The organism is Pseudomonas sp. PB103, assembly GCF_009764635.1.
Lineage (GTDB): Bacteria > Pseudomonadota > Gammaproteobacteria > Pseudomonadales > Pseudomonadaceae > Aquipseudomonas.
Genome location: NZ_RWIL01000024.1, coordinates 22,620 through 42,608 on the forward strand (window position 1 = coordinate 22,620; position 19,989 = coordinate 42,608).

Here is a 19,989-nt window from a genome sequence, read left to right on the forward strand (position 1 = left end):
CTTCAATAGGAGCAACCAACGATTAACGCTTCCAGGCCTCAGGTGTGACCTGGGCCAACGCTTTGAATGCAGGTCTGGCGAACCAGTAGCCCTGCATCAGAAATATTCCACAGTCCGCCAGGAAGTCCCGTTCACCGGCGCTCTCAATGCCTTCGGCAATGACTGTAACGTCCAACTCCGCACAGATTGTGACAATCCCCCGAACGATCGCCTGACGAACACGGTCTTGATCGACATCGCGGATCAGCGCCATGTCGAGTTTGATCAGATCCGGTTGGAAATCAGCCAGCAGATTGAGCCCCGAATAACCGGCACCGAAATCATCGATGGCGGTCTTGAAGCCGAATTCGCGGTATTCACGCAGAATATTGGTCAAATGGCGATAGTTATCTACGTGCTCGCTTTCCAGGGTTTCGAAAATCAATCGGTTGATCGGGAAATTGTGTTTTTTTGCCGCCTCGAGCGTACTGCGAATGCATAACTCTGGACGATAGACGGCGTTGGGCATGAAGTTGATCGACAAGTGTGTCTGCATATTTAGATTGGCCGCGCCTTCGATGGCGCGGGTGCGGCAGAGCTGGTCGAAACGGTAGCGGTTTTCTTCTGTTACTTGATCCAACACCGTCAATGCGCCTTCACCCGCAGCGCCACGGACCAGCGCTTCATGGGCGAAAATCGACTGATCGCGCAGATCCACGATCGGTTGATAAGCGAAGGAAAAATCGAAGCCCAAGGGTTCGCTTTGCTGACACCCTTGGCAACCGGCCTTGGGTGAGGTTAATGAAGACGGAAATTTAGTCACTCGATCACTCCATGCCGATGAACCGGCCCAGATCACAGTTTATCTGGAGGGCGGAGTTATTGCGCCCGACAGAAACGGTAGTAGAGTTCCGACTACTGGCTGAACGAGGAATTCATATGGCTCAAAAAAGCGAAGAGGACGACAAGGTCCGTCTCGACAAATGGCTGTGGGCCGCGCGCTTTTACAAAACCCGCGCCTTGGCCAAAACGGCGATCGAGAGTGGCAAGGTGCATTGTCGAGGTGATCGCTGCAAGCCTGGCAAAGAGCCACGCATTGGCGATGAGTTCGAGATTCGTATGGGGTTCGAAGTGCGCACGGTGAAGGTCGAGGCGCTGTCGATCGTGCGACGTGGCGCACCCGAAGCGCAGACGTTGTACGTGGAGACTGACGAGAGTGTCGCCAAACGTGAAGCGGCGGCGGCAATGCGCAAGGCCGGGGCGTTGGGGGTCAGCACCGACGGCAAGCCGAGCAAGAAACAGCGGCGGGATTTGTTCAAGTTTCGCGGCAGCAGCCACGACGAATAAAGACGGTATTTTTGTGTTGCTGGTGCTGATGCCATCGCGGGCAAGCCCGCTCCCACAGGTTTCTCAGGTGTTCACATGATTTGTGTTCGCTGAAAATCATTGTGGGAGCGTGGCTTGCCCGCGATCGAGTGCGCAGCACTCGCCATGGACGACGCGGTATCAGGCGCTACGTACCACACTCATCCGCGAAACCACCGGCAATTTGCCCAGCAACGCGAAAACCGGCGCCGTCACCTTCAGCCAGAAGTTCGCCGCGTGATAGGCAAACGGCGTGTAATAACCCCAGCCCAGCGCCCACACCGCCAGCAAAACCCCACCGATGTAATCGTCCTGGCCCCAATGCGCACCGGCCACCAGACGCGGCAACATGAACAACACCGCCAAACCCCACACCGTCAAAAACTGCCCGACCGTGCGGCTAAACACGCCCATGAACAGCGCCCAGATCAACAACACCGAAGCATGATCACCGGGAAAGCTCTGGCTGGAGCGATCTTTCAGCTCCCAAGTCTTTTCCAGATCCGGGAAGTAGTCACTGATATGCACAGCGCCCTCAAGCACCATCGACGGACTGCTGTGCTGCCAATCCATGTAGTCGGCGAACTTGGAAAACAGTGCGCGAATCACCACCATCAACAACAGGATCGACAGAAAACCGAAAAAAGCCCGACGTACGTCAATCGCCCTGAACACCCAGTCGCCCTTGATCAGCAGTGTCAGCAGAATCAGCCCGACGACGATGTCGAACGGCCGCATACTTGCAATTGCCCATATGTGGAGCCATATCGGGTTGCTGGCCAGCGGAGCATTGAGCGAGCGGAACAGCCACTCGTCGAAAATCACACACAGCGCGTTGCCCGTAGGCCATAACCAGAAAGCCAGTAGCGCTAATGGCAATACGTTGCACACAACCAGCCGGCCGAGGTTCCACCTTGATTGGAACAAACCCGGATTGTTCATAAAATGCCTCCCATGGCAGAGCAGTCGGCACCAAAAAGGGTGCCAGAAACGCAAATTTTCACGTCTTGTAACCATTTTGTCACCACATTCAGATACCCAGACCTATGACCGACCTACCGGATACCGATTTCACCCAACGCTTCATCTTCGATGACAGCGACACCCGCGGCGAACTGGTCGCGCTTGAGCGCAGCTACGCCGAAGTCCTCGCCAAGCACCCGTACCCGGAGCCGGTCGCGCAATTGCTGGGCGAACTGATGGCCGCCGCCTCGTTGCTGGTGGGCACTCTAAAGTTCGACGGTTTGCTGATTCTGCAGGCGCGTTCCGAAGGACCGATCCCGATGCTGATGATCGAGTGCTCCAGCGACCGCGACATCCGTGGTCTGGCGCGTTATCACGCCGATCAGATCGCGCCGGATGCGACCCTCGCCGACCTGATGCCGAACGGTGTTCTGGCACTGACCGTCGACCCGACTGTCGGCCAGCGCTACCAGGGCATCGTCGACCTCGACGGCGAAACCCTGTCCGATTGCTTCACCAACTACTTCGTCATGTCGCAACAGGTTGGCACCCGCTTCAAGCTGTTTGCCGACGGTCGTCGTGCCCGTGGTTTGCTGCTGCAACAACTGCCGGCTGACCGTCTGAAAGACGAAGAAGATCGCGCCGCCAGCTGGCAGCACATCACCGCGTTGGCCACTACCCTGACCGCCGATGAACTGCTCAGCCTGGACAACGAAACCGTGCTGCATCGCCTCTACCACGAAGAGCAGGTGCGTCTGTTCGATGTGCAGAATCTGCGCTTCCGTTGCAGCTGCTCGCGGGATCGTTCCGGCAATGCGCTGGTCAGTCTGGGTCTGGAAGACGCGCAGGCATTGGTCGCCGAACAGGGTGGCACCGTCGAGATCGATTGCCAGTTTTGCAACGAGCGTTATCTGTTCGACGCAGCCGATATTGCTCAATTGTTCGCTGGCGCAGGTGTCGACACCCCGTCAGATACCCGGCACTAAAACGGTTCAGCGCAGGTAAATTCACTGCGTAACGACGGAATATCGCCGTTACGACGGGAGGACCCTACTCTTTTTGGGCGTTTCTGGCATAATCCGGCCCACTTTTTGTCGCGGTAGTAGTGCACGACTTTCTACTACAAAACGTTTGGAGCACACTCGGCCACTGGCCGACGGGGAATCTCATGACGCAAGCCAATAACGCCGTGTACACCGATCTGAGTGTCGATGATCTGGTAAAAGAAGCCTTGAATCGCGGTGAGGGCGAGCTTGCCGATACCGGCGCTCTGGTTGTTCGCACCGGTCACCGCACCGGTCGTTCGCCTGTTGACCGTTTCATCGTTGAAGAGCCTTCCACCCAGGACGCTATCGCCTGGGGCCCGATCAATCGCAAGTTCCCGGCCGACAAGTTCGACGCGCTGTGGGCTCGCGTCGAGGCATTCAACAACGCGCAAGAGCACTTTGTTTCCCACGTGCATGTAGGCGCGGCTGAAGATCACTACCTGGCCGTGAAAATGACCACCCAGACTGCCTGGCAGAATCTGTTCGGTCGTTGCCTGTTCATCAACCCGGCCCAGTACAACCCGGCTGGCCGTGAAGAATGGCAAGTGCTCAACGTCGCCAACTTCGAGTGCGTGCCTGAGCGTGACGGCACCAACTCCGACGGTTGCGTGATCCTCAACTTCGCCCAGAAGAAAGTGCTGATCGCCGGCATGCGTTACGCCGGTGAGATGAAGAAAGCCATGTTCTCCGTGCAGAACTTCCTGCTGCCGGCCGCTGACGTGCTGCCAATGCACTGCGCTGCCAACATCGGCGAAGAAGGCGACGTGACCCTGTTCTTCGGTCTGTCGGGCACCGGTAAAACCACCCTGTCGGCCGACGAAAGCCGTTACCTGATCGGTGACGACGAACACGGCTGGGGCGAAGGCGTGGTGTTCAACATCGAAGGCGGTTGCTATGCCAAGTGCATCGACCTCTCCGAGAAGAACGAGCCGGTTATCTGGAAAGCCATCAAGCACGGCGCTGTGCTGGAAAACGTTGTCATCGACGACGCCAAGCACGCCGACTATGCCGATGTCAGCCTGACCCAGAACAGCCGCGCGGCTTACCCGCTGGAGCACGTTGCCAAGCGTTCCGAGCAGAACCTCGGTGGCGAGCCAAACGCTGTTATCTTCCTGACCTGCGACCTGACCGGCGTCCTGCCGCCAGTGTCGATCCTCAACGAAGAACAAGCGGCCTACCACTTCCTGTCTGGCTACACCGCGCTGGTGGGCTCGACTGAAATGGGTTCCGGCAGCGGCATCAAGTCGACCTTCTCCACCTGCTTCGGCGCACCGTTCTTCCCGCGCCCGGCTGGCGAATACGCAGAGCTGCTGATCAAGCGCATCCGCGGTTTCGGTTCGAAGGTTTACCTGGTCAACACCGGCTGGACCGGCGGCGGCTACGGCGTCGGCAAACGCTTCAACATCCCGACCACCCGCGCGGTGATCGCAGCGATCCAGAGCGGCGCGCTGATCGGTGCTGACACCGAGCACCTCGACACCATCAACCTCGACGTGCCACTGGCCGTACCGGGCGTTGAAACCAACCTGCTCAACCCGCGCAACACCTGGGCTGACAAGGCTGCGTACGACGAGGCTGCCAAGGCATTGGCCGGTCTGTTCATCGAGAACTTCAAGAAGTTCGAAGTGAGCGACGCGATCAAGGCTGCTGGGCCGAAGTTGTAAGATTGGTTTGTTGTGAATGAAAAAGCCGCCCTTCGGGGCGGCTTTTTTTTGGGTGATCAGAAGGTACGAAAAGCAGGTGCCATCCTTTCCTGCTCACTTCTGGACATTCCAAGCGCATTCGCGATCTCCGACCAAAGACGGATCACGTCTTGAGTGCGCTCAATGATGTCTGCTGAATCCTCACGGCTCACCCGAAAATAACCAGCGACTTCCCTCGCCAGCTCTAAGTCCAACGCGTTGTCAGAATCAGTGATGTTCAGCTTCAACCCATCCGCATGCGCCACCGGATTCATGTCGTAGGCTGCCGACAATCGCCATCCTCGCCCAGGATCGAAAATAAACCCATGATTCCGTAGGTGGTCATCGGTATTGGATACGAGGATGTTGAAGACGATTCGTGACCAGAGTTCACGGAGGTCGGTGTTGGGTTCCGAGCCGTGTTCCATGATTACTTCCGCCAACTCTAGATAGCTGGCGCCGGTTGAGGCGTCGTCGCCATCGACGCGGTTGGTCATGGTCATGGCCGATGCAAAGTGATGTCGGCCGCCGCGTTCGGTTCGGTCGAAACGCTTCACCAGGAAGCAGTGGTGATCGCTTGCGTAGCGTCGGGCCATGCCGGTGGCAACACGTAGGCCACAATTGAGCGCCAAAGCGTTTACTACAAATTCCCAACCACCTACATCGTAGTCATCTCTCGTACTTGGGAATTTGGCGATCCACAGTCGGCCGAACTCGTCGACGACGCTGGCTTTCGGCCTGGCGCCGCCCAGCGAGCCGCCCGGTGCGATGAGCATTCTTAGCCATTCGCGGCCATCGAGGGCTGTGTTGTCCCTATCGTTTTCCAAGGCGAGACTTGCCTGCTCTAAGGCGCGTAGTTCGACAAAGGGTGGGGCGGCAACGCCGTCGCGGTCGTCGAGGAAGTTGCCTGCGTCATTGAGTTTGTAGCGAAGGGCACCGACACGGAACAGGTCGTGCACGCCAAGCAGGTAATCGGATTCAAACAACTTGCTGTTGCTGGGAAGCAAGCCGTCGCGAACGTCCCTCTCCAGACGGCGCTTCATAAGCATTTGGCCCCAACGATCAGGGCTCGAGTCTGCAAAGACGCCAAAGCGGCTCTGATGTTCGCCGGGGAATTGGCGGCCTTCGAAGGGGCCGATGCGCGGGTCTAAAGTTATGAAACTCAACTCGGGGTCGGCCAGCGCCTTAGGATCGTATTCAAATTCGAACACGTTGGTGTTGCGTGTTTTCCTTGCATGCAGAAATCCGAGGCGTCTGGCGCCTTTCAAGGATTCCCAGTCTGCATAAACAGCAATCAGCGTCATTCTTCACCTGTTGGGGGGCCGACCTTTTTTCTCTTGTTCAAAAGGCTGGAGAGTGAGTGTGTGTTGAGTGGGAAGTCAGCCGGAATTTTCGTGGTAGTGGCGGCATCGATAACGTTCGAAGTCCCGACGTGTTCGGGTGCGCCCTTTTTTACCGCACTGGCTGCTCGTACTCGCTTGGTTTTTTTGGCTGCGGATCTTGTTGCAGGGATTAACTGCGCATCCTGCAACTGGCGTCCCATCTCATCGGTTGCAGCCAGTTTGTTCAGATCCTTTTCCAACCCCAACACTTGCATGACCGAAAGGTAGGCGCCGATGGTCACTCCTGATCCTCCCGTCTCCACATTGCGCAAGGTTGTCAGCGACATGCCGGAGCGTTCAGCGACTTGCTTGGCCGTCAATTTGCGGCGCAGGCGAGCCAGTTTCAGGCGTTCGCCTAAGTCGACCAGAAGTCGAGCAGTAGAGGGCAAAAGCGGCGCTGTTTTCTTGGCCATGTGGCAGTATTCCTTCATTTTTTAACTATAACTGCCAGAATAATAGCACTTAAGTTGAAAAATGCAGGGCTGGGCGGATCTGCAGTGTTTAAGGTTTTAAATGGCATTATTCCAACTGTTTTTACAATATATAGCCAGAATACTGCCACTTATGGCGGTAGTGATTGCCAGTCAGTTTTTGTTCTTGTCGTAGTAGGCTTGCTTTTGCTCAAACGACAAAGCGGTCTTGTCGTCTGTTTCCGGTGTAGAGGTCGGACTGGAAGCGTGACGCTCCCTGCGTAAGATCTCGTCCATTTCCTGGACGCTTGCCATCAACTCGTCAAAAAACTTGCTCATGGTTATTCCGATGGTTAATGGCCTTATTTACCACTCCCGACGAATAGGTGAGAGCGGTGTGATCACTCAAGCACCGGTCGGGACTTTCCAGTTGAGCATTTGCTGCTGCGCAACTTGCAGCAGGTCACAGCCATCCTGCGTCAGCAGATAAAGGGCGTGGGTGATGTGGGGAATGTCTTCGACGTCGGCTTGTTTGAAGTTGAGGCAGTAGAGGGTGCGTAGCAGGTCGCTTGAAGCGCGCAAGCGCTGGACGGCGCATTCGAGGATGTCTTGCGGGTTGGCTTTTGTGTCGATGATCAGTGGGTTGGTGTCAGTGAGACTGGACTCGAGTGAGCGGTAGCGATCGGTGGTGAATTGATTCCATGTTTTCATTATTTTTGCCTCGTATTGCGTCATGAGAATCCACTCCCACCGTGACCAAGCGATAGGTGGCGGACTGCGTTCGGGTTGGTCAACCGATGAGGCATTCACAACCGGCACGCCCGAAAGCGTCCCGAACACAGCCGCCATAAAGCGTACTGACACAAAAAAGCGCCAGCAGCATACAACGACTGTGAATGCACATCTAATACGGGTGACCAAGCCCGAGCCGCTGATTAGCAGCGACAGGCACGACTATAGATTCGCACCCTCAAATCCCGATAGTCGACAAAGCGTCTGTCGCTGTAGGAACGGGACGAAGATTTCATCGGACGTTCCTACCGAACCTTCAACACTTTTCAACGCAAATGCGCATACGCCGAAATATCCAGCAAGCTCGTCGCCAACCCTGTCGCCGGTTTGTAGATTGGGCCTTTTACCGTCGAGAACGCCACGCCTTTGCTGCCCAGCGAAACATAGCGTTCGCCTTTGTCCAGCTCGGTGAAGTAGGTGTAGGAAAGGTTGTGCATGAGCTTGTATTTCGCCTCGTCGCGGGCGATGGCATTGGTGAAATTTTGCAGGTCGGCCTGGGTCAGGTTCAGGGTTTTGTTCAGTTGCACGCCCCAGCGCTTGAGGCAGATCTCGGCGAGGTGGCGGACGATGCGGCCGGGCTCGATCAGCGCTTTGCGGTCGTTGGCGCTGGTCGGAACGCCGCCGCTGGCGGTGGCGTTACCGGCCATGGTGGCGTGGCGGCCGGCCATCGGGTAGATGTAGGTTTTGGTGCCCGTAGCGGTTTGTGGAATGACGCAGCTGAAGCCTTTGGAGCGCTCGTCGCGGGCGTAGACGCCGACATACTCTTTGACGTTGGCCGCGAGTTTGACGCGTTCATTCTGGAAGTTGCCAATGCCCGGTACGGGATCAAGGGCGAAAATATTAACCGGAATGTTTTTCAATGCACTGTCCTTGAACATCGCATTGGCCAGCATGTGGCAACTAATACCGCCGCGGCTCCAGCCGACCAGGTTAACTTGAGTGGGGATGAGTCCGTCTTTGCGGAACGTCTTGATAATCTGTTCCTGCAACTTCTGTTGAGTGACGCTTCGGTCGCCGTAGTTGTATTTGCGCCAAAACCAGGAACCCTCTGCCTTTACATCTTCGATGGGAATGCCGGCGGCTTTCAGACGGTTGTATTCGGCCTCTGTCAGTTGTTGGCGCTGCCAGTCGCATTGACCTTTGAGGATGTTCATGGCGTGTTGTACGTTTTCTTCCCAGCCCTTGCCGAACAGCGTGCCGCTGAGGCCGTAATCCTTGGTCTGGGTGAAGAGGGCGTCAGCCTGCAGGTTGCCGCTGCCTGGTCCGTCGACCACAATCCATTCGGCGAATTCGCGTCCGGCGTGATGCGAGGCCAGCGTCGATACAAGTTCGCCATCCCAGAAGTTTTCGTGTGTAACGTCGAACTTGTTGGAGCCGGTGCCGCAGAAAAATATAGTGACTGTTGTCATGGTCTTGCTCTTGTTGAATATAAGAGCAAACAACTTAGTGTTGAATGAGTTGATAAAGAAAGTGCTGGGTTGTTTCGAGGTTTGTGAATTTTCTGCAATCTTTGCATTACGGAGTTTGTAGCTTTGCAACTTCAAGCAAGTCGCAACCATCTTGAACCAATAGATAAAGCGCATTGACGATATTGGGAATGTCTTTGGCGTCGGCTTGTTTGAAACACACACAGTAAAGTGTTTCCAGCAGATCGCTGGCGGCGCGCAGACGTTGATCGGCGGCGTCGAGCAGTTCGCGGTGGCTGGCGTCGGTGTCGATCACTATGACGGGGTTTTCGCTGTAGCAGGTCTTGAGTGGGTGATAGCGGTTGATCATGGTGAGGCTTGTCCTGTTCGAAGACGCTCGGGCCGGCCGACAGAGTGTTTTCAGCCGCGCCGGCCACTATAGAAGGGCGTTGCGCGGTGGGACAAGACAGCTGCAATGGACAGCATTCGTAGGGGTTTTTCCCGGGTTTACGGATATTCCCTACGGCATTTCATGGCTTATTCAAGGCAAAACCCTTAGGCGTAAAAAATCCCACAGGTTTGTCAGGCTATTCGCGGTAAACCTCTGTATGGTGCGCGCCAGAATCTGTAGGACGTTTCTAAACGTCTGACACGCGCTTAAAGGGAATTAGGTATGCAATGGCTACGAATGGCCTCGATTTTATTGCTGTGGGCCAGCGGTTGCCGTCTGACAATGGCGTCTGACGCAAACAACGCACCGATGTTCAACAATCTGCACCGCACTGGCTGGCCGGATGCGCTGACCAGCCAGGCCGACATGGACACCGCTTCGCGTGGTGAGGTCCTGACGTTCGCCAAAGCCCTTTTGGCCAGCGAAGCACTTGATGAGAAAGGGCTGGAGCAACGACTCGGCGTGCCGCACGTGCAACTCAAATCGATCCGACAAGTGCGTGACGGTTTGTGGGATCGTTTGCTGAGCACCTATCGCAACGCCAGTCAGAACTGTGACGAGCAGCCCTTCTGCCCGCGCGTGCGCAGCGTCGCGGATCTGCGCCAGTTGGCGGCGGCGTTCACCGGTGATATCAGCCCGGCCCATGCGTTGTGGGCGAGCAAGAGCCAGGGCGTGCATGAGCAGGTGTTGAATGAGCAACTGCGGGTGGCGGTGCTGCGCCCTTGAGTTTCTGGGTTGACCCCTTCGCGAGTTAGCTCGCTTCCACAGGGTCTGCGTGATCCGCTGTATCATTCCGAATCGATTTGGCCCCGACCTTTTCTCGACTCGCTGCGATCGCCCGCTAGGCTGTTGGCATAGCAGCGGTCAAAGGAGTGACAGCGAATGCACAACACCCTGGAACAGGTTTTTGGTTATCCACAGTTCAGGCCCGGGCAAGAGGCCGCGATCAGCGCGGTGCTGGCCGGGCGCTCGGCGGCGGCGATTTTCCCCACCGGTTCCGGCAAGTCCCTTTGCTACCAGATTTCGGCGTTGCTGCTGCCGCATCTGACGCTGGTGGTCTCGCCGTTGCTGGCGCTGATGCAGGATCAATTGGCGTTCCTGCAACGCCATGGCATCTCGGCGGGCAGCATCGATTCGGCACAGAGTCGCGAGGACGCCAATGACGTAATGGCGCGTGCCCGATTGGGTGAGCTGAAGATCTTGATGATCTCGGTAGAGCGCCTGAAAAACGAGCGCTTCCGTAACTTTTTGCAGCAGGTGCCGATCTCGTTGCTGGTGGTGGACGAGGCGCATTGCATCTCGGAATGGGGCCACAACTTCCGCCCCGACTACCTCAAACTGCCGGACTATCAGCGCCAGTTCAACATCCCGCAGACCCTGCTGCTGACGGCCACGGCGACCCCCCAGGTCATCGCCGACATGCAAGCCAAATTCGCCATTGCCCCTGAGGATGTGGTGACCACCGGTTTCTACCGACCCAATCTCAATCTGCTGGTGGAACCGGTGCGCGGTCAGGACAAGCGCCGGCGTCTGGTGGAGTGGATGAGCGAGCGCCCCGGCCAGCCCAGCATCGTTTACGTGACCTTGCAGAAAACCGCTGAGCACATCGCTGAACATCTGGAACGCAACGGCATTCAGGCCGAGGCCTATCACGCGGGTTTGCCCCACGATAAACGTGAAGCGATCCAGAAACGTTTCATGGCCGGACAGTCCAATTGCATCGTCGCCACCATCGCCTTCGGCATGGGCATCGACAAAAGTGACATCCGTAATGTGGTGCACTTCGACCTGCCCAAATCCATCGAAAACTACAGCCAGGAAATCGGTCGCGCCGGGCGTGACGGGCAGCCATCGGACTGTCTGGTGCTGGCCAACCGCGACAGCCTCAACGTGCTGGAGAATTTCGTCTACGGCGACACGCCAGAGCGCGAAGGCATTCGTTATGTGCTCGACGAATTGAAGGCTTCGGTGCCGGACGGGCAGTGGGAGTTTTTGCTCGGGCCGCTGGCGGATCAAAGCAACATCCGCTCGTTGCCGCTGAAGACCTTGCTGGTGCAACTGGAGTTGCGTGGGCTGATCGCGCCGCGCTACGCCTATTACGCCGAGTACCGCTTCAAATACCTGCTGGAGCCTGAGGCACTGCTTGAGCGTTTTGAAGGTGAGCGCAGGGATTTTGTCGCGGCGATTATCCAGACTTCAAGCCGCGCGCGTACTTGGGCGACGGTGAGTTTCGAGTCGATGTACGAACAGTATTCGGCAGAACGCAATCGGGTGGTCAAGGCGCTGGACTATTTCCAGGAGAAGGGCTGGGTCGAGCTTGAGAGCAAGCAGATGACCGAGGTCTACAGCGTGCTGCGCAGTGACTTCGACAGTGATGTTCTGGGTGGCGAACTGCACGATTATTTCACCCGCCATGAACAGACCGAGGTCGCACGAATTCACGCGATGCTTGAGGTGTTCGCGACTGAACGCTGCCTGGGTTATCGACTGGCGGAGTATTTTGGCGATCACGATGCGCCTGAGCACTGTGGGCATTGTTCGGTATGCCACGGGCAAGTTGCGCGGTTGCCGGCGCCGCCGGAATTGCCGGCGCTTGTGGATAAAAACTTCGCGGCACTGTGTGGAGATTTTATCCACAGGCATGAGCAACTCACCGCGGTAGCACCGACGGCGGAACGGTTGACGCGGTTTTTGTGCGGGATCAGCGTGCCGTTGTTTACCAAGCTCAAGGCGCGGACGATTGCCGGCTATGCAGCCCTTGAAGAATACCCCTACGCCGAAGTCCGCCACTGGACCCAAACACACCTCTAAACCCTATGTAGGAGCTGCCGAAGGCTGCGATCCTTTGATCTTCAATGTTTGATCAAAAAACAAAATCAAAAGATCGCAGCCTGCGGCAGCTCCTACATTGAGTGGTTTATCCATTCGCTGAATGTCGATCATCACGGTAATAAACTTCAAAAAGCGTCGTTCGCTGACTATGGTGAGACCAGTCTTTGGATCGCCAACAAGAGAACAACATGAGCCAGACATCCTTCGATATTCAGCAAGCGGCCGTGATCGGCGCCGGCACCATGGGCCGGGGCATCGTCATGTGCCTGGCGAATGCCGGCGTCAGTGTGCAGTGGGTCGATAACAATCCACAGATGCTTGAGCAAGCCCTCGCCAGCGTCGCCGAGACTTATGCACACAACGTGCGTCAGGGCCGTATTGATCAGGCCGAGGCTGATGCGCGTATGGCTCGCGTCACTGCAGCGGCGGATTACGCGGCGATCCGCACTGTCGATCTGGTGATTGAAGCGGTGTATGAGAATCTTGAGCTCAAGCAGAAGATCTTTCGTGAGCTGGATGGCTTGCTGAAACCTGAAGCGTTGTTGGCGAGCAATACGTCAGCGCTGGATATCGATGCGATTGCTGCCGTAACCCGGCGTCCGGAGCAGGTGCTGGGCCTGCACTTTTTCAGCCCGGCGCACATCATGAAACTGCTGGAAATCGTTCGTGGCGCGCGGACTTCGCCGGCGGCGCTGGATGCCGCACTGGCCTTGGGCAAACGCATGGGCAAGGTCAGCGTGGTATCGGGCAACTGTCACGGTTTTATCGGCAACCGCATGCTGCACCCGTATGTGCTGGAGGCGCGCAAGATGTTGCTTGAGGGCGCTTATCCACAGCAGGTCGACGCGGCGTTGCAGGGTTTCGGTTTTGCCATGGGCCCGTTTCGCATGTACGACGTGGTCGGTATTGACCTGGAATGGCGTGCCCGCGAGTTGGCCGGCAAAGGCCAGGACGCGCCGGAGGTTCAAGTCGATAACCGTTTGTGCGAACTGGGCCGCTTTGGCCAGAAGTCGGGTAACGGTTATTACCACTACGAGCCGGGCAGTCGTCAGGCCGAGCACGATCCTGAGGTCGATGCGTTGGTGTTGCAGGTCAGCGAGGGCTTGGGCTTCCAGCGTCGAGAGATCGGCCCGGAGGAGATTCTTGAGCGTTGCCTGCTGGCGTTGGTCAACGAGGGTGCAAAGATTCTGCAGGAAGGCATTGCCGAGTCGGCGCATGACATTGACCTGGTGTATCTGAATGGCTATGGCTTCCCGGCGGACAAGGGCGGGCCAATGGCCTGGGCGGATCAACAGGGGCTGGCGGATATTCATCAGCGCTTGCTGGCGCTGGAGACGCGGCAGGGCGATCAGTGGAAACCGGCGCGGTTGATTGGTGAGTTGGCGGCGCAGGGCAAGGGCTTTGCTGACCAGTGAGAGATACTCTGCATCAGCCACCGCTATCGTGAGGAGGCTCACTCCTACAGGGAACGCATTCCAAGGCAGGAGTGAGCCTGCTCGCGATAGGGGCAACGCGTAGTTCGCTTTAAACTGCTGATAAACTTAATGGATCATTACCGATGTCCACCCCGATTCCTCAACGCAGCGACTATCCACACTTCCAGCCGATCACCACGCGCTGGCATGACAACGACGCCTACGGCCACATCAACAACGTCACCTATTACAGTTTCTTCGACACGGCGGTGAACACTTACCTGATTCAGGTCGGTGGTCTGGATATCCATGACGGTGAAGTGGTGGGGTTTGTGGTCAGTTCGGCGTGTGATTACTTTGCGTCGATCGCCTTTCCGGATCTGATCGAGATCGGCCTGCGGGTCGGCAAGTTGGGCAACAGCTCGGTGCAATACGAACTGGCGGTGTTCAAGGTCGGCGAAAGTGAAGCGTGTGCGGCCGGGCGATTCGTGCATGTGTTCGTGGATCGGGCGAGCAATCAGCCGGTGCCGATTCCAGATCAATTACGGCAGGCGCTGGAGCGTCTGGTGGTGGGGTAAAGCAAAAAGATCGCAGCCTGCGGCAGTTCCTACATTGATCTGTGTAGGAGCTGCCGCAGGCTGCGATCTTTGGATCTACGTGCCGCCAATCAGCAATCAGCGGTGGCGATAATACTTGTGATGCTTGCGATGGCCGTAGGCATGACCACGACCACGGTGGTCGTCACGATAGTAGCGGCGATCATCATGGCGACGGTCGTAGCGACGATCATCGTCATCGCTTTTGTTGCCCATGTAGTTGCCCAGCGCGCCACCGGCGCCGCCACCTGCTGCGGAGCCGATCAGGCTGCCGGTGGTGCCGCCCATGCTGCGGCCAACCACGTTACCGCCGGCAGCGCCCAATGCACCGCCGATGGCGGCTTCGCCACGGCTGCGTTTGTCGGCACCGACTGCGCTACCACCCGCGCCGCCCAAGGCTGCGCCGATAGTGGAACCTGTATTGCCGCCTAATGACTGACCGACGACCGAGCCAAGAACCCCGCCCAATGCGCCGCCGACACCTGCTTCGGTGGTGCCGCCTGCCGACGCAAAACCACTGACCAGGCCAAGGGACAACAAGAGAATTTGGGAGAACTTCATAGAGGAGCCTCAAAGGGATGACGGCGCCGATCCTGAGGCTGTGTAACAAGCGTGACAATCGAAATCCGACGAATAACACGACTTGTATACAATTTCGCAAGTTACTGTTTTGTATGCGGAACTTAACCGATTTTCGCCGGTCTTTAACTACTTCGGACAGGCCGCTTTTGTGAAAAAGCGGCCTTTTTTGTGGGCGATTGAAATGCAAAAACCAAGAGATCGCAGCCTTCGGCAGCTCCTACACTGATCCCTGTAGGAGCTGCCGAAGGCTGCGATCTTTTGATCTTGTGTTAAGCCGACTTGGCCATGATCAACCCAGTCTCACTCGCCGCTTCCAACCGGATCGCAATGAACTTCGACGTCGGCGTATGGCTGCCATCACCGGTGCTCTCCAGCGGCACCAGCGGGTTCACTTCCGGGTAATAAGCCGCTGCTTGCCCCGCTGGAATATCAAACGCCAACAAGGTGAAGCCCTTCACCCGACGCTCGCGACCATCGTCCCACAGCGAAACGATGTCAGCCTTCTGCCCCGGCCGAAAGCCCAGACGAATGATGTCTGCCTCGTTGGCGAACAACACATCACGCTGACCCTTCACTCCACGATAACGATCGTCGAGGCCATAAATCGTCGTGTTGTACTGATCGTGGGAACGCATCGATTGCAGGATCAAATCCGGCAGTTGCCCGGTGGCGCGGGTGCGTTCGTGCACCAGATCCTTGGGCAGCATGTTCGCACGGAAATTGGCGCGGCCCGACGGGGTGTTCCACTTGCGCGCGCCGGCGCTGTTGCCGAGGTAGAAACCGCCCGGGTTTTTGATTTTCTCGTTGAACTCTTTGAAATTCGGAATGGTGTCGGCGATCAGTTCGCGAATGCGTCCGTAATCGGCTACCAGCCAATTCCAGTCCACCGGCTTGCTGCCCAAAGTGGCGGCAGCGATGCCGGCGATGATCGACGGCTCCGAGCGCATCTGGTTCGACAGCGGCTGCAACTGACCGTTAGAGGCGTGAACCATGCTGAACGAATCTTCCACGGTGACGGCTTGCGGGCCTTCGGTCTGGATGTCGATGTCGGTACGACCGAGGCACGGCAGGATCAGCGCGTCTTTACCGTGCGCCAGGTGGCTGCGGTTGAGTTTGGTGCTGATCTGCACAGTCAGGTCGCAATTGCTCAGCGCTGCGAATGTACGCGGGCTGTCCGGCGTCGCTTGCGCGAAGTTGCCGCCCAGACCGATGAAGACTTTGGCGCGGCCTTCGGCCATCGCATGGATCGCCTCGACCACGTTATGGCCGTTATGACGTGGGACCTTGAACTGGAAGCGACGCTCCAGCGAGTCGAGGAACGCCACCGGCGGACGCTCGTTGATGCCCATCGTCCGGTCGCCCTGTACGTTACTGTGACCACGCACCGGGCACAGACCGGCACCCGGCCTGCCGATGTTGCCGCGCAGCAGCATCAGGTTGGCGATTTCCTGGATGGTCGGCACTGAATGGCGATGCTGGGTGATGCCCATCGCCCAGCACATGATCACGTTTTTGCCTTTGGCGTACATGCGCGAAGCTTGCTCGATCTCGACCAGCGTCAGGCCGGATTGCTCGACGATCTGCTCCCACGGCGTGTCGTCGACGGTACCGAGGTACTCCAGCACGTTGGTGCTGTGCTCATTGAGAAAGTCATGATCGAACACTGCCGGTTCGCCGGCCTTCTGTGCGTCGCGTTCCCACTGCAGGAGGAACTTGGCCATGCCGCGCAGCAACGCCATGTCACCGCCGAGTGCCGGACGGAAATACGCGGTGTTGGTCGGCTTGTCGCCGTTGGTGAGCATTTCGATCGGGTGTTGCGGGTGCTGGAAACGTTCCAGTCCACGCTCTTTTAACGGATTGACGCACACCACTTGCGCGCCACGTTTCACCGCTTCACGCAACGGTTCAAGCATGCGCGGGTGGTTGGTGCCGGGGTTCTGGCCCCAGACAAAAATTGCATCGGCGTGCTCGAAATCGTCGAAGGTCACGGTGCCTTTGCCGACGCCAACGCTTTGTGCCAACGCGACACCGCTGGCCTCGTGGCACATGTTCGAGCAATCCGGGAAGTTGTTGGTGCCGTAGGCGCGCACAAACAGCTGATACAGATACGCCGCCTCGTTGCTCGCGCGACCCGAGGTGTAGAACTCGGCCAGATCCGGGCTCGGCAGACTCTGCAGGTGTTTGGCGATCAGCGCGTAGGCGTCGTCCCAGCTGATCGGTTTGTAGCGATCAGTCTCGGCATCGTAGACCATCGGCTCGGTCAGACGACCCTGATACTCCAGCCAGTAGTCGCTCTGCTCAAGCAGCGAGGTCACGCTGTGCCTGGCGAAGAACTTGGCGTCCACACGGCGCTTGGTCGCTTCCCAGTTCACCGCTTTCGCGCCGTTTTCGCAGAACTTGACCATGCCGCTTTCCGGCGAGTCGCCCCACGCGCAACCTGGGCAGTCGAAGCCGCCATTCTGGTTGGTCTTGAGCATCATGCGCAGGTTTTTCAGCGCGTTGTCGCTGGTCAACCAGGCCTGGGCCACACTGATCAGGGCACCCCAACCACCGGCGGCGCCTTTGTATGGCTTGTAGCGCGGGACAGGTTTCTGGTCGGCTTGATGATGTTGGCTCACGCTTGATTCTCCATCGCGGGGCTATACACCCGCGGCGCACTTTTCTGCGGCAGGTGGATGAGATTGAGGTTGTGTCGACGGGCCCATTGCACGGCAAGGCCCGTGGGCGCGGACAGGCTGACCAGGGTCTGGATGCCGGCGCGCAAGACTTTCTGGATCAATTCGAGGCTGCAACGACTGGTGACAATCGCCAGGCCGCCGTTTGTGGATATCTTTTGCCGGATCAGTCCGCCGATCAGTTTGTCGAGGGCGTTGTGCCGGCCAATGTCTTCGCGACCGAGCAGCAACTCGCCGCTGGCATTCATGAATACGGCGGCGTGTACCGCGCCGCAGTACTGGCCTAAAGGTTGAAACGCGCTGATGCGCTGGCGCAGGCCGTCGAGCCAGGCAATCGGTGGCAACAGTGCACCGGTCAGGACTTTCAGCTCAGGCAATGCCTGTTCCACGGCCTCGACGCCACACAAACCGCAACCGCTGGTGCCGGCCATTTGCCGACGCTGTTGCTTGAGGTTCCAGAAGGCACGGTTGGCGATGGTCACTTGCGCGTATTGCGCGGAGCCGGCGCCGGTCAATTGCAGATCATAAATGTCGGTCGCGTCCTCGATGATGCCGCTGCCGAGGCTGAAGCCGACGATGAAATCTTCAAGGTCGGTCGGCGTCACCAGCATCACGGCCTGACTGATGCCGTTGTAGGCGATCGCCAACGCGACTTCCTCGGCCAGCGCGGTGCTGGCCGATTCCTCACGGGGAAGATCGCTGTAGCTGTAGGTCTGGCTGGCGGCAGGCGCGGGCGTTTCGAGTGCAGGCGCCGCGCAAGTTGGGCGCTTGGCGTTCATGGCATCACCGACGGATTGATCAACGTTAAGACTAGGCGCGGCAAGTTGTCGCGTCTAATTGCTACTGTCGATCTATCGATAGATGCCGTCGATCAAGCGCCGCTTGGCGATTGTTGATAAAGCGCAAAACAGGCCTCGGCCAGCGCTGAACGCGGGGCGCCACGCCGCATGATCAGGCCCAGCGGGGCGAGGGTCTGCGCGTTTTCGATCGGTTGCAGACGCAGATGGTCGGTGAGTTTTTCCAGACCGCCGTCCAGCGGCATGATTGCGCAGCAGAATCCGCCGTGCACGGCTTGTAACAATTGATGCACCGCGTCGGTTTGCAGCAACGGCTGCGGGGTCAGGCCACGGCTGTGGAAGTTGTGGTCGATGGACTGACGAAAGTGCATGCCGCTGGTGAGCATGCCTAACGGCAATTCGATCAGCGCTTGCCAACTCAACGGCGCCTCGCCGAACGTGAAGGTGCGCTGGTCGTAGAGCAGGCCCATGCGGGTTTCGCTGAACGCGTGCGATTCGAAGCGTTCGTTATCCAGCCGATCCAGATAGGACACACCAATGTCGATGCGATTGTTGGCCAGCTGTTCGAGGATCTGCTCGGAACTCAATGCCGACATTTCAAAGCGCAGGTTCGGGTGCGCGGCGTGCAGGCGTTGCAGCAATGGCAGCGGATCGAAGCTCGACAGCGGCACCACCCCGAGACGCAACGTGCCGATGAGGTTGCCGCGACACGCCGCGGCTTCTGCGTGCAAGCCGTCGTAAGCGGCCATTACCGAACGCGCCCACGCCAGTACGCGCTCGCCGGGCGCGGTGAAACCTTCGAAGCGCTGGCCACGGTTGACCAGTGGCAGATCGAGTTCTTCTTCGAGGTTGCGCAGGCGCATCGACAGGGTCGGCTGGGTGATGTGGCAACGCGCGGCGGCCTGGCCGAAGTGGCGGGTTTCGTCGAGGGCGATGAGGAATTTCAGCTGCTTGATGTCCATCTTCGCTCCGGGGGGCTGGCAGGGGTAGGCGATTCTAACGCCTGGCGCCCGGCAGGGTCATTGGTCGGCCAGGAACCGGGTTTGTCCGGCGTGGTCTAGGCTTGGACGTCTGGAACCCAAATCAAGGAGTGTGCGCTATGAGTCTTTTGAGCTTTGTGAAAGAAGCCGGTGAAAAGCTGATCGATCTGCTGACCCCAGGCAACGCCAATGCCAGTGAGCAATTGAAGGAGCACATCAGCAAGGTCGGGCTGGGCAATCCGAACGTGCAGGCGACTGTCGACGGCGACAAGGTCACCGTGACCGGTGAGGTGGCGAGTCAGGAAGAGAAAGAGAAGATTCTGCTGGCCGTGGGCAATATTGCCGGTGTTGGCAGTGTTGATGATCAGATCACGGTGAGCGGGCCGGTTGTGACGGCTGCACAGTTTGTTGTGGTCAAGTCGGGCGACACCCTCAGCGCGATTTCTCTGCGTGTGTACGGTGACGCCAACAAGTATCAAAAAATCTTCGACGCCAACAAACCGCTGCTCAAGGATGTAAACAAAATCTACCCAGGCCAGACACTGCGTATCCCTGAATAACCCGCAAACCCTGTAGGAGCTGCCGCAGGCTGCGATCTTTTGATCTTTAAACTGCAAGATCAAAAGATCGCAGCCT

General features: G+C 57.8%; 20 protein-coding genes. 8 read left to right on the forward strand and 12 right to left on the reverse strand.

What is annotated here, in order from left to right:
* Positions 1–22: 22 nt before the first annotated feature.
* On the reverse strand, positions 23–802 hold the full coding sequence (locus EJA70_RS04980; RefSeq protein ID WP_158830000.1) for an EAL domain-containing protein: 780 nt from the start codon (positions 800–802) through the stop codon (positions 23–25).
* A 116-nt stretch (positions 803–918) separates the two neighbouring features.
* Between EJA70_RS04980 and EJA70_RS04985 the strand changes: the two genes are divergently transcribed.
* On the forward strand, positions 919–1,326 hold the full coding sequence (locus EJA70_RS04985) for an RNA-binding S4 domain-containing protein (RefSeq protein ID WP_158830001.1): 408 nt from the start codon (positions 919–921) through the stop codon (positions 1,324–1,326).
* 159 nt (positions 1,327–1,485) lie between these two features.
* Here the strand turns inward: EJA70_RS04985 and EJA70_RS04990 are convergent, their stop codons facing one another.
* Positions 1,486–2,286 (reverse strand): phosphatase PAP2 family protein, encoded by an 801-nt coding sequence (locus EJA70_RS04990; RefSeq protein ID WP_158830002.1) that lies wholly within the window; start codon positions 2,284–2,286, stop codon positions 1,486–1,488.
* Positions 2,287–2,390: 104 nt separating this feature from the next.
* On the opposite strand from EJA70_RS04990, the gene hslO reads away from it, so the two are divergent.
* Both hslO and EJA70_RS05000 read left to right on the forward strand, forming a co-directional pair.
* Positions 2,391–3,293, forward strand: coding sequence for an Hsp33 family molecular chaperone HslO (gene hslO, locus EJA70_RS04995; protein ID WP_008080485.1), 903 nt, complete (start codon positions 2,391–2,393; stop codon positions 3,291–3,293).
* Between the two features lie 182 nt (positions 3,294–3,475).
* Complete coding sequence (locus EJA70_RS05000; protein WP_158830003.1) at positions 3,476–5,017, forward strand: phosphoenolpyruvate carboxykinase; 1,542 nt, start codon at positions 3,476–3,478, stop codon at positions 5,015–5,017.
* A gap of 56 nt (positions 5,018–5,073) precedes the next feature.
* On the opposite strand, the gene EJA70_RS05005 is transcribed toward EJA70_RS05000, so the two are convergent.
* The 6 genes from EJA70_RS05005 to EJA70_RS05030 form a co-directional block, all read right to left on the reverse strand.
* Positions 5,074–6,339 (reverse strand): type II toxin-antitoxin system HipA family toxin, encoded by a 1,266-nt coding sequence (locus EJA70_RS05005; RefSeq protein ID WP_158830004.1) that lies wholly within the window; start codon positions 6,337–6,339, stop codon positions 5,074–5,076.
* On the reverse strand, positions 6,336–6,830 hold the full coding sequence (locus EJA70_RS05010; RefSeq protein WP_158830005.1) for a helix-turn-helix domain-containing protein: 495 nt from the start codon (positions 6,828–6,830) through the stop codon (positions 6,336–6,338). Before EJA70_RS05010 ends, EJA70_RS05005 begins: the two co-directional genes overlap by 4 nt.
* 171 nt (positions 6,831–7,001) lie before the next feature.
* Complete coding sequence (locus EJA70_RS31050; RefSeq protein WP_008080489.1) at positions 7,002–7,166, reverse strand: hypothetical protein; 165 nt, start codon at positions 7,164–7,166, stop codon at positions 7,002–7,004.
* A 66-nt stretch (positions 7,167–7,232) separates the two neighbouring features.
* Positions 7,233–7,538, reverse strand: a complete 306-nt coding sequence (locus tag EJA70_RS05020) for a hypothetical protein (protein WP_158830006.1) — start codon at positions 7,536–7,538, stop codon at positions 7,233–7,235.
* Between the two features lie 347 nt (positions 7,539–7,885).
* The gene (locus tag EJA70_RS05025; protein WP_158830007.1) at positions 7,886–9,028 is read right to left on the reverse strand and encodes a hypothetical protein; all 1,143 of its coding nucleotides are present in this window, start codon (positions 9,026–9,028) and stop codon (positions 7,886–7,888) included.
* 106 nt (positions 9,029–9,134) lie between these two features.
* Positions 9,135–9,395, reverse strand: coding sequence for a hypothetical protein (locus EJA70_RS05030; protein ID WP_158830008.1), 261 nt, complete (start codon positions 9,393–9,395; stop codon positions 9,135–9,137).
* Between the two features lie 303 nt (positions 9,396–9,698).
* On the opposite strand from EJA70_RS05030, the gene EJA70_RS05035 reads away from it, so the two are divergent.
* The 4 genes from EJA70_RS05035 to EJA70_RS05050 all read left to right on the forward strand — a co-directional run bounded on the left by EJA70_RS05035 (position 9,699) and on the right by EJA70_RS05050 (position 14,301).
* Positions 9,699–10,202 (forward strand): polysaccharide deacetylase, encoded by a 504-nt coding sequence (locus tag EJA70_RS05035; RefSeq protein WP_158830009.1) that lies wholly within the window; start codon positions 9,699–9,701, stop codon positions 10,200–10,202.
* A gap of 156 nt (positions 10,203–10,358) precedes the next feature.
* Positions 10,359–12,287, forward strand: a complete 1,929-nt coding sequence (locus EJA70_RS05040; RefSeq protein WP_158830010.1) for an ATP-dependent DNA helicase RecQ — start codon at positions 10,359–10,361, stop codon at positions 12,285–12,287.
* Between the two features lie 209 nt (positions 12,288–12,496).
* On the forward strand, positions 12,497–13,723 hold the full coding sequence (locus EJA70_RS05045) for a 3-hydroxyacyl-CoA dehydrogenase (RefSeq protein WP_158830011.1): 1,227 nt from the start codon (positions 12,497–12,499) through the stop codon (positions 13,721–13,723).
* Between the two features lie 143 nt (positions 13,724–13,866).
* A complete protein-coding gene (locus tag EJA70_RS05050) occupies positions 13,867–14,301 on the forward strand; it encodes a thioesterase family protein (protein ID WP_158830012.1) in 435 nt (144 codons plus the stop codon).
* 96 nt (positions 14,302–14,397) lie between these two features.
* Here the strand turns inward: EJA70_RS05050 and EJA70_RS05055 are convergent, their stop codons facing one another.
* From EJA70_RS05055 to EJA70_RS05070, 4 genes are all read right to left on the reverse strand, one after another.
* A complete protein-coding gene (locus EJA70_RS05055; RefSeq protein WP_008080497.1) occupies positions 14,398–14,880 on the reverse strand; it encodes a glycine zipper domain-containing protein in 483 nt (160 codons plus the stop codon).
* A gap of 290 nt (positions 14,881–15,170) precedes the next feature.
* The gene (locus tag EJA70_RS05060) at positions 15,171–17,519 is read right to left on the reverse strand and encodes an FdhF/YdeP family oxidoreductase (RefSeq protein ID WP_158830013.1); all 2,349 of its coding nucleotides are present in this window, start codon (positions 17,517–17,519) and stop codon (positions 15,171–15,173) included.
* Positions 17,516–18,355 carry a formate dehydrogenase accessory sulfurtransferase FdhD gene (gene fdhD, locus EJA70_RS05065; RefSeq protein WP_158830014.1) on the reverse strand — a complete coding sequence of 280 codons (840 nt, stop codon included), beginning with the start codon at positions 18,353–18,355 and terminating at the stop codon, positions 17,516–17,518. The genes EJA70_RS05060 and fdhD overlap by 4 nt, the downstream gene beginning before the upstream one ends.
* A 92-nt stretch (positions 18,356–18,447) precedes the next feature.
* The gene (locus EJA70_RS05070) at positions 18,448–19,335 is read right to left on the reverse strand and encodes a LysR family transcriptional regulator (RefSeq protein WP_158830015.1); all 888 of its coding nucleotides are present in this window, start codon (positions 19,333–19,335) and stop codon (positions 18,448–18,450) included.
* Between the two features lie 137 nt (positions 19,336–19,472).
* Between EJA70_RS05070 and lysM the strand changes: the two genes are divergently transcribed.
* The gene (gene lysM / locus EJA70_RS05075) at positions 19,473–19,913 is read left to right on the forward strand and encodes a peptidoglycan-binding protein LysM (protein ID WP_158830016.1); all 441 of its coding nucleotides are present in this window, start codon (positions 19,473–19,475) and stop codon (positions 19,911–19,913) included.
* The last annotated feature ends 76 nt before the right edge of the window (positions 19,914–19,989 follow it).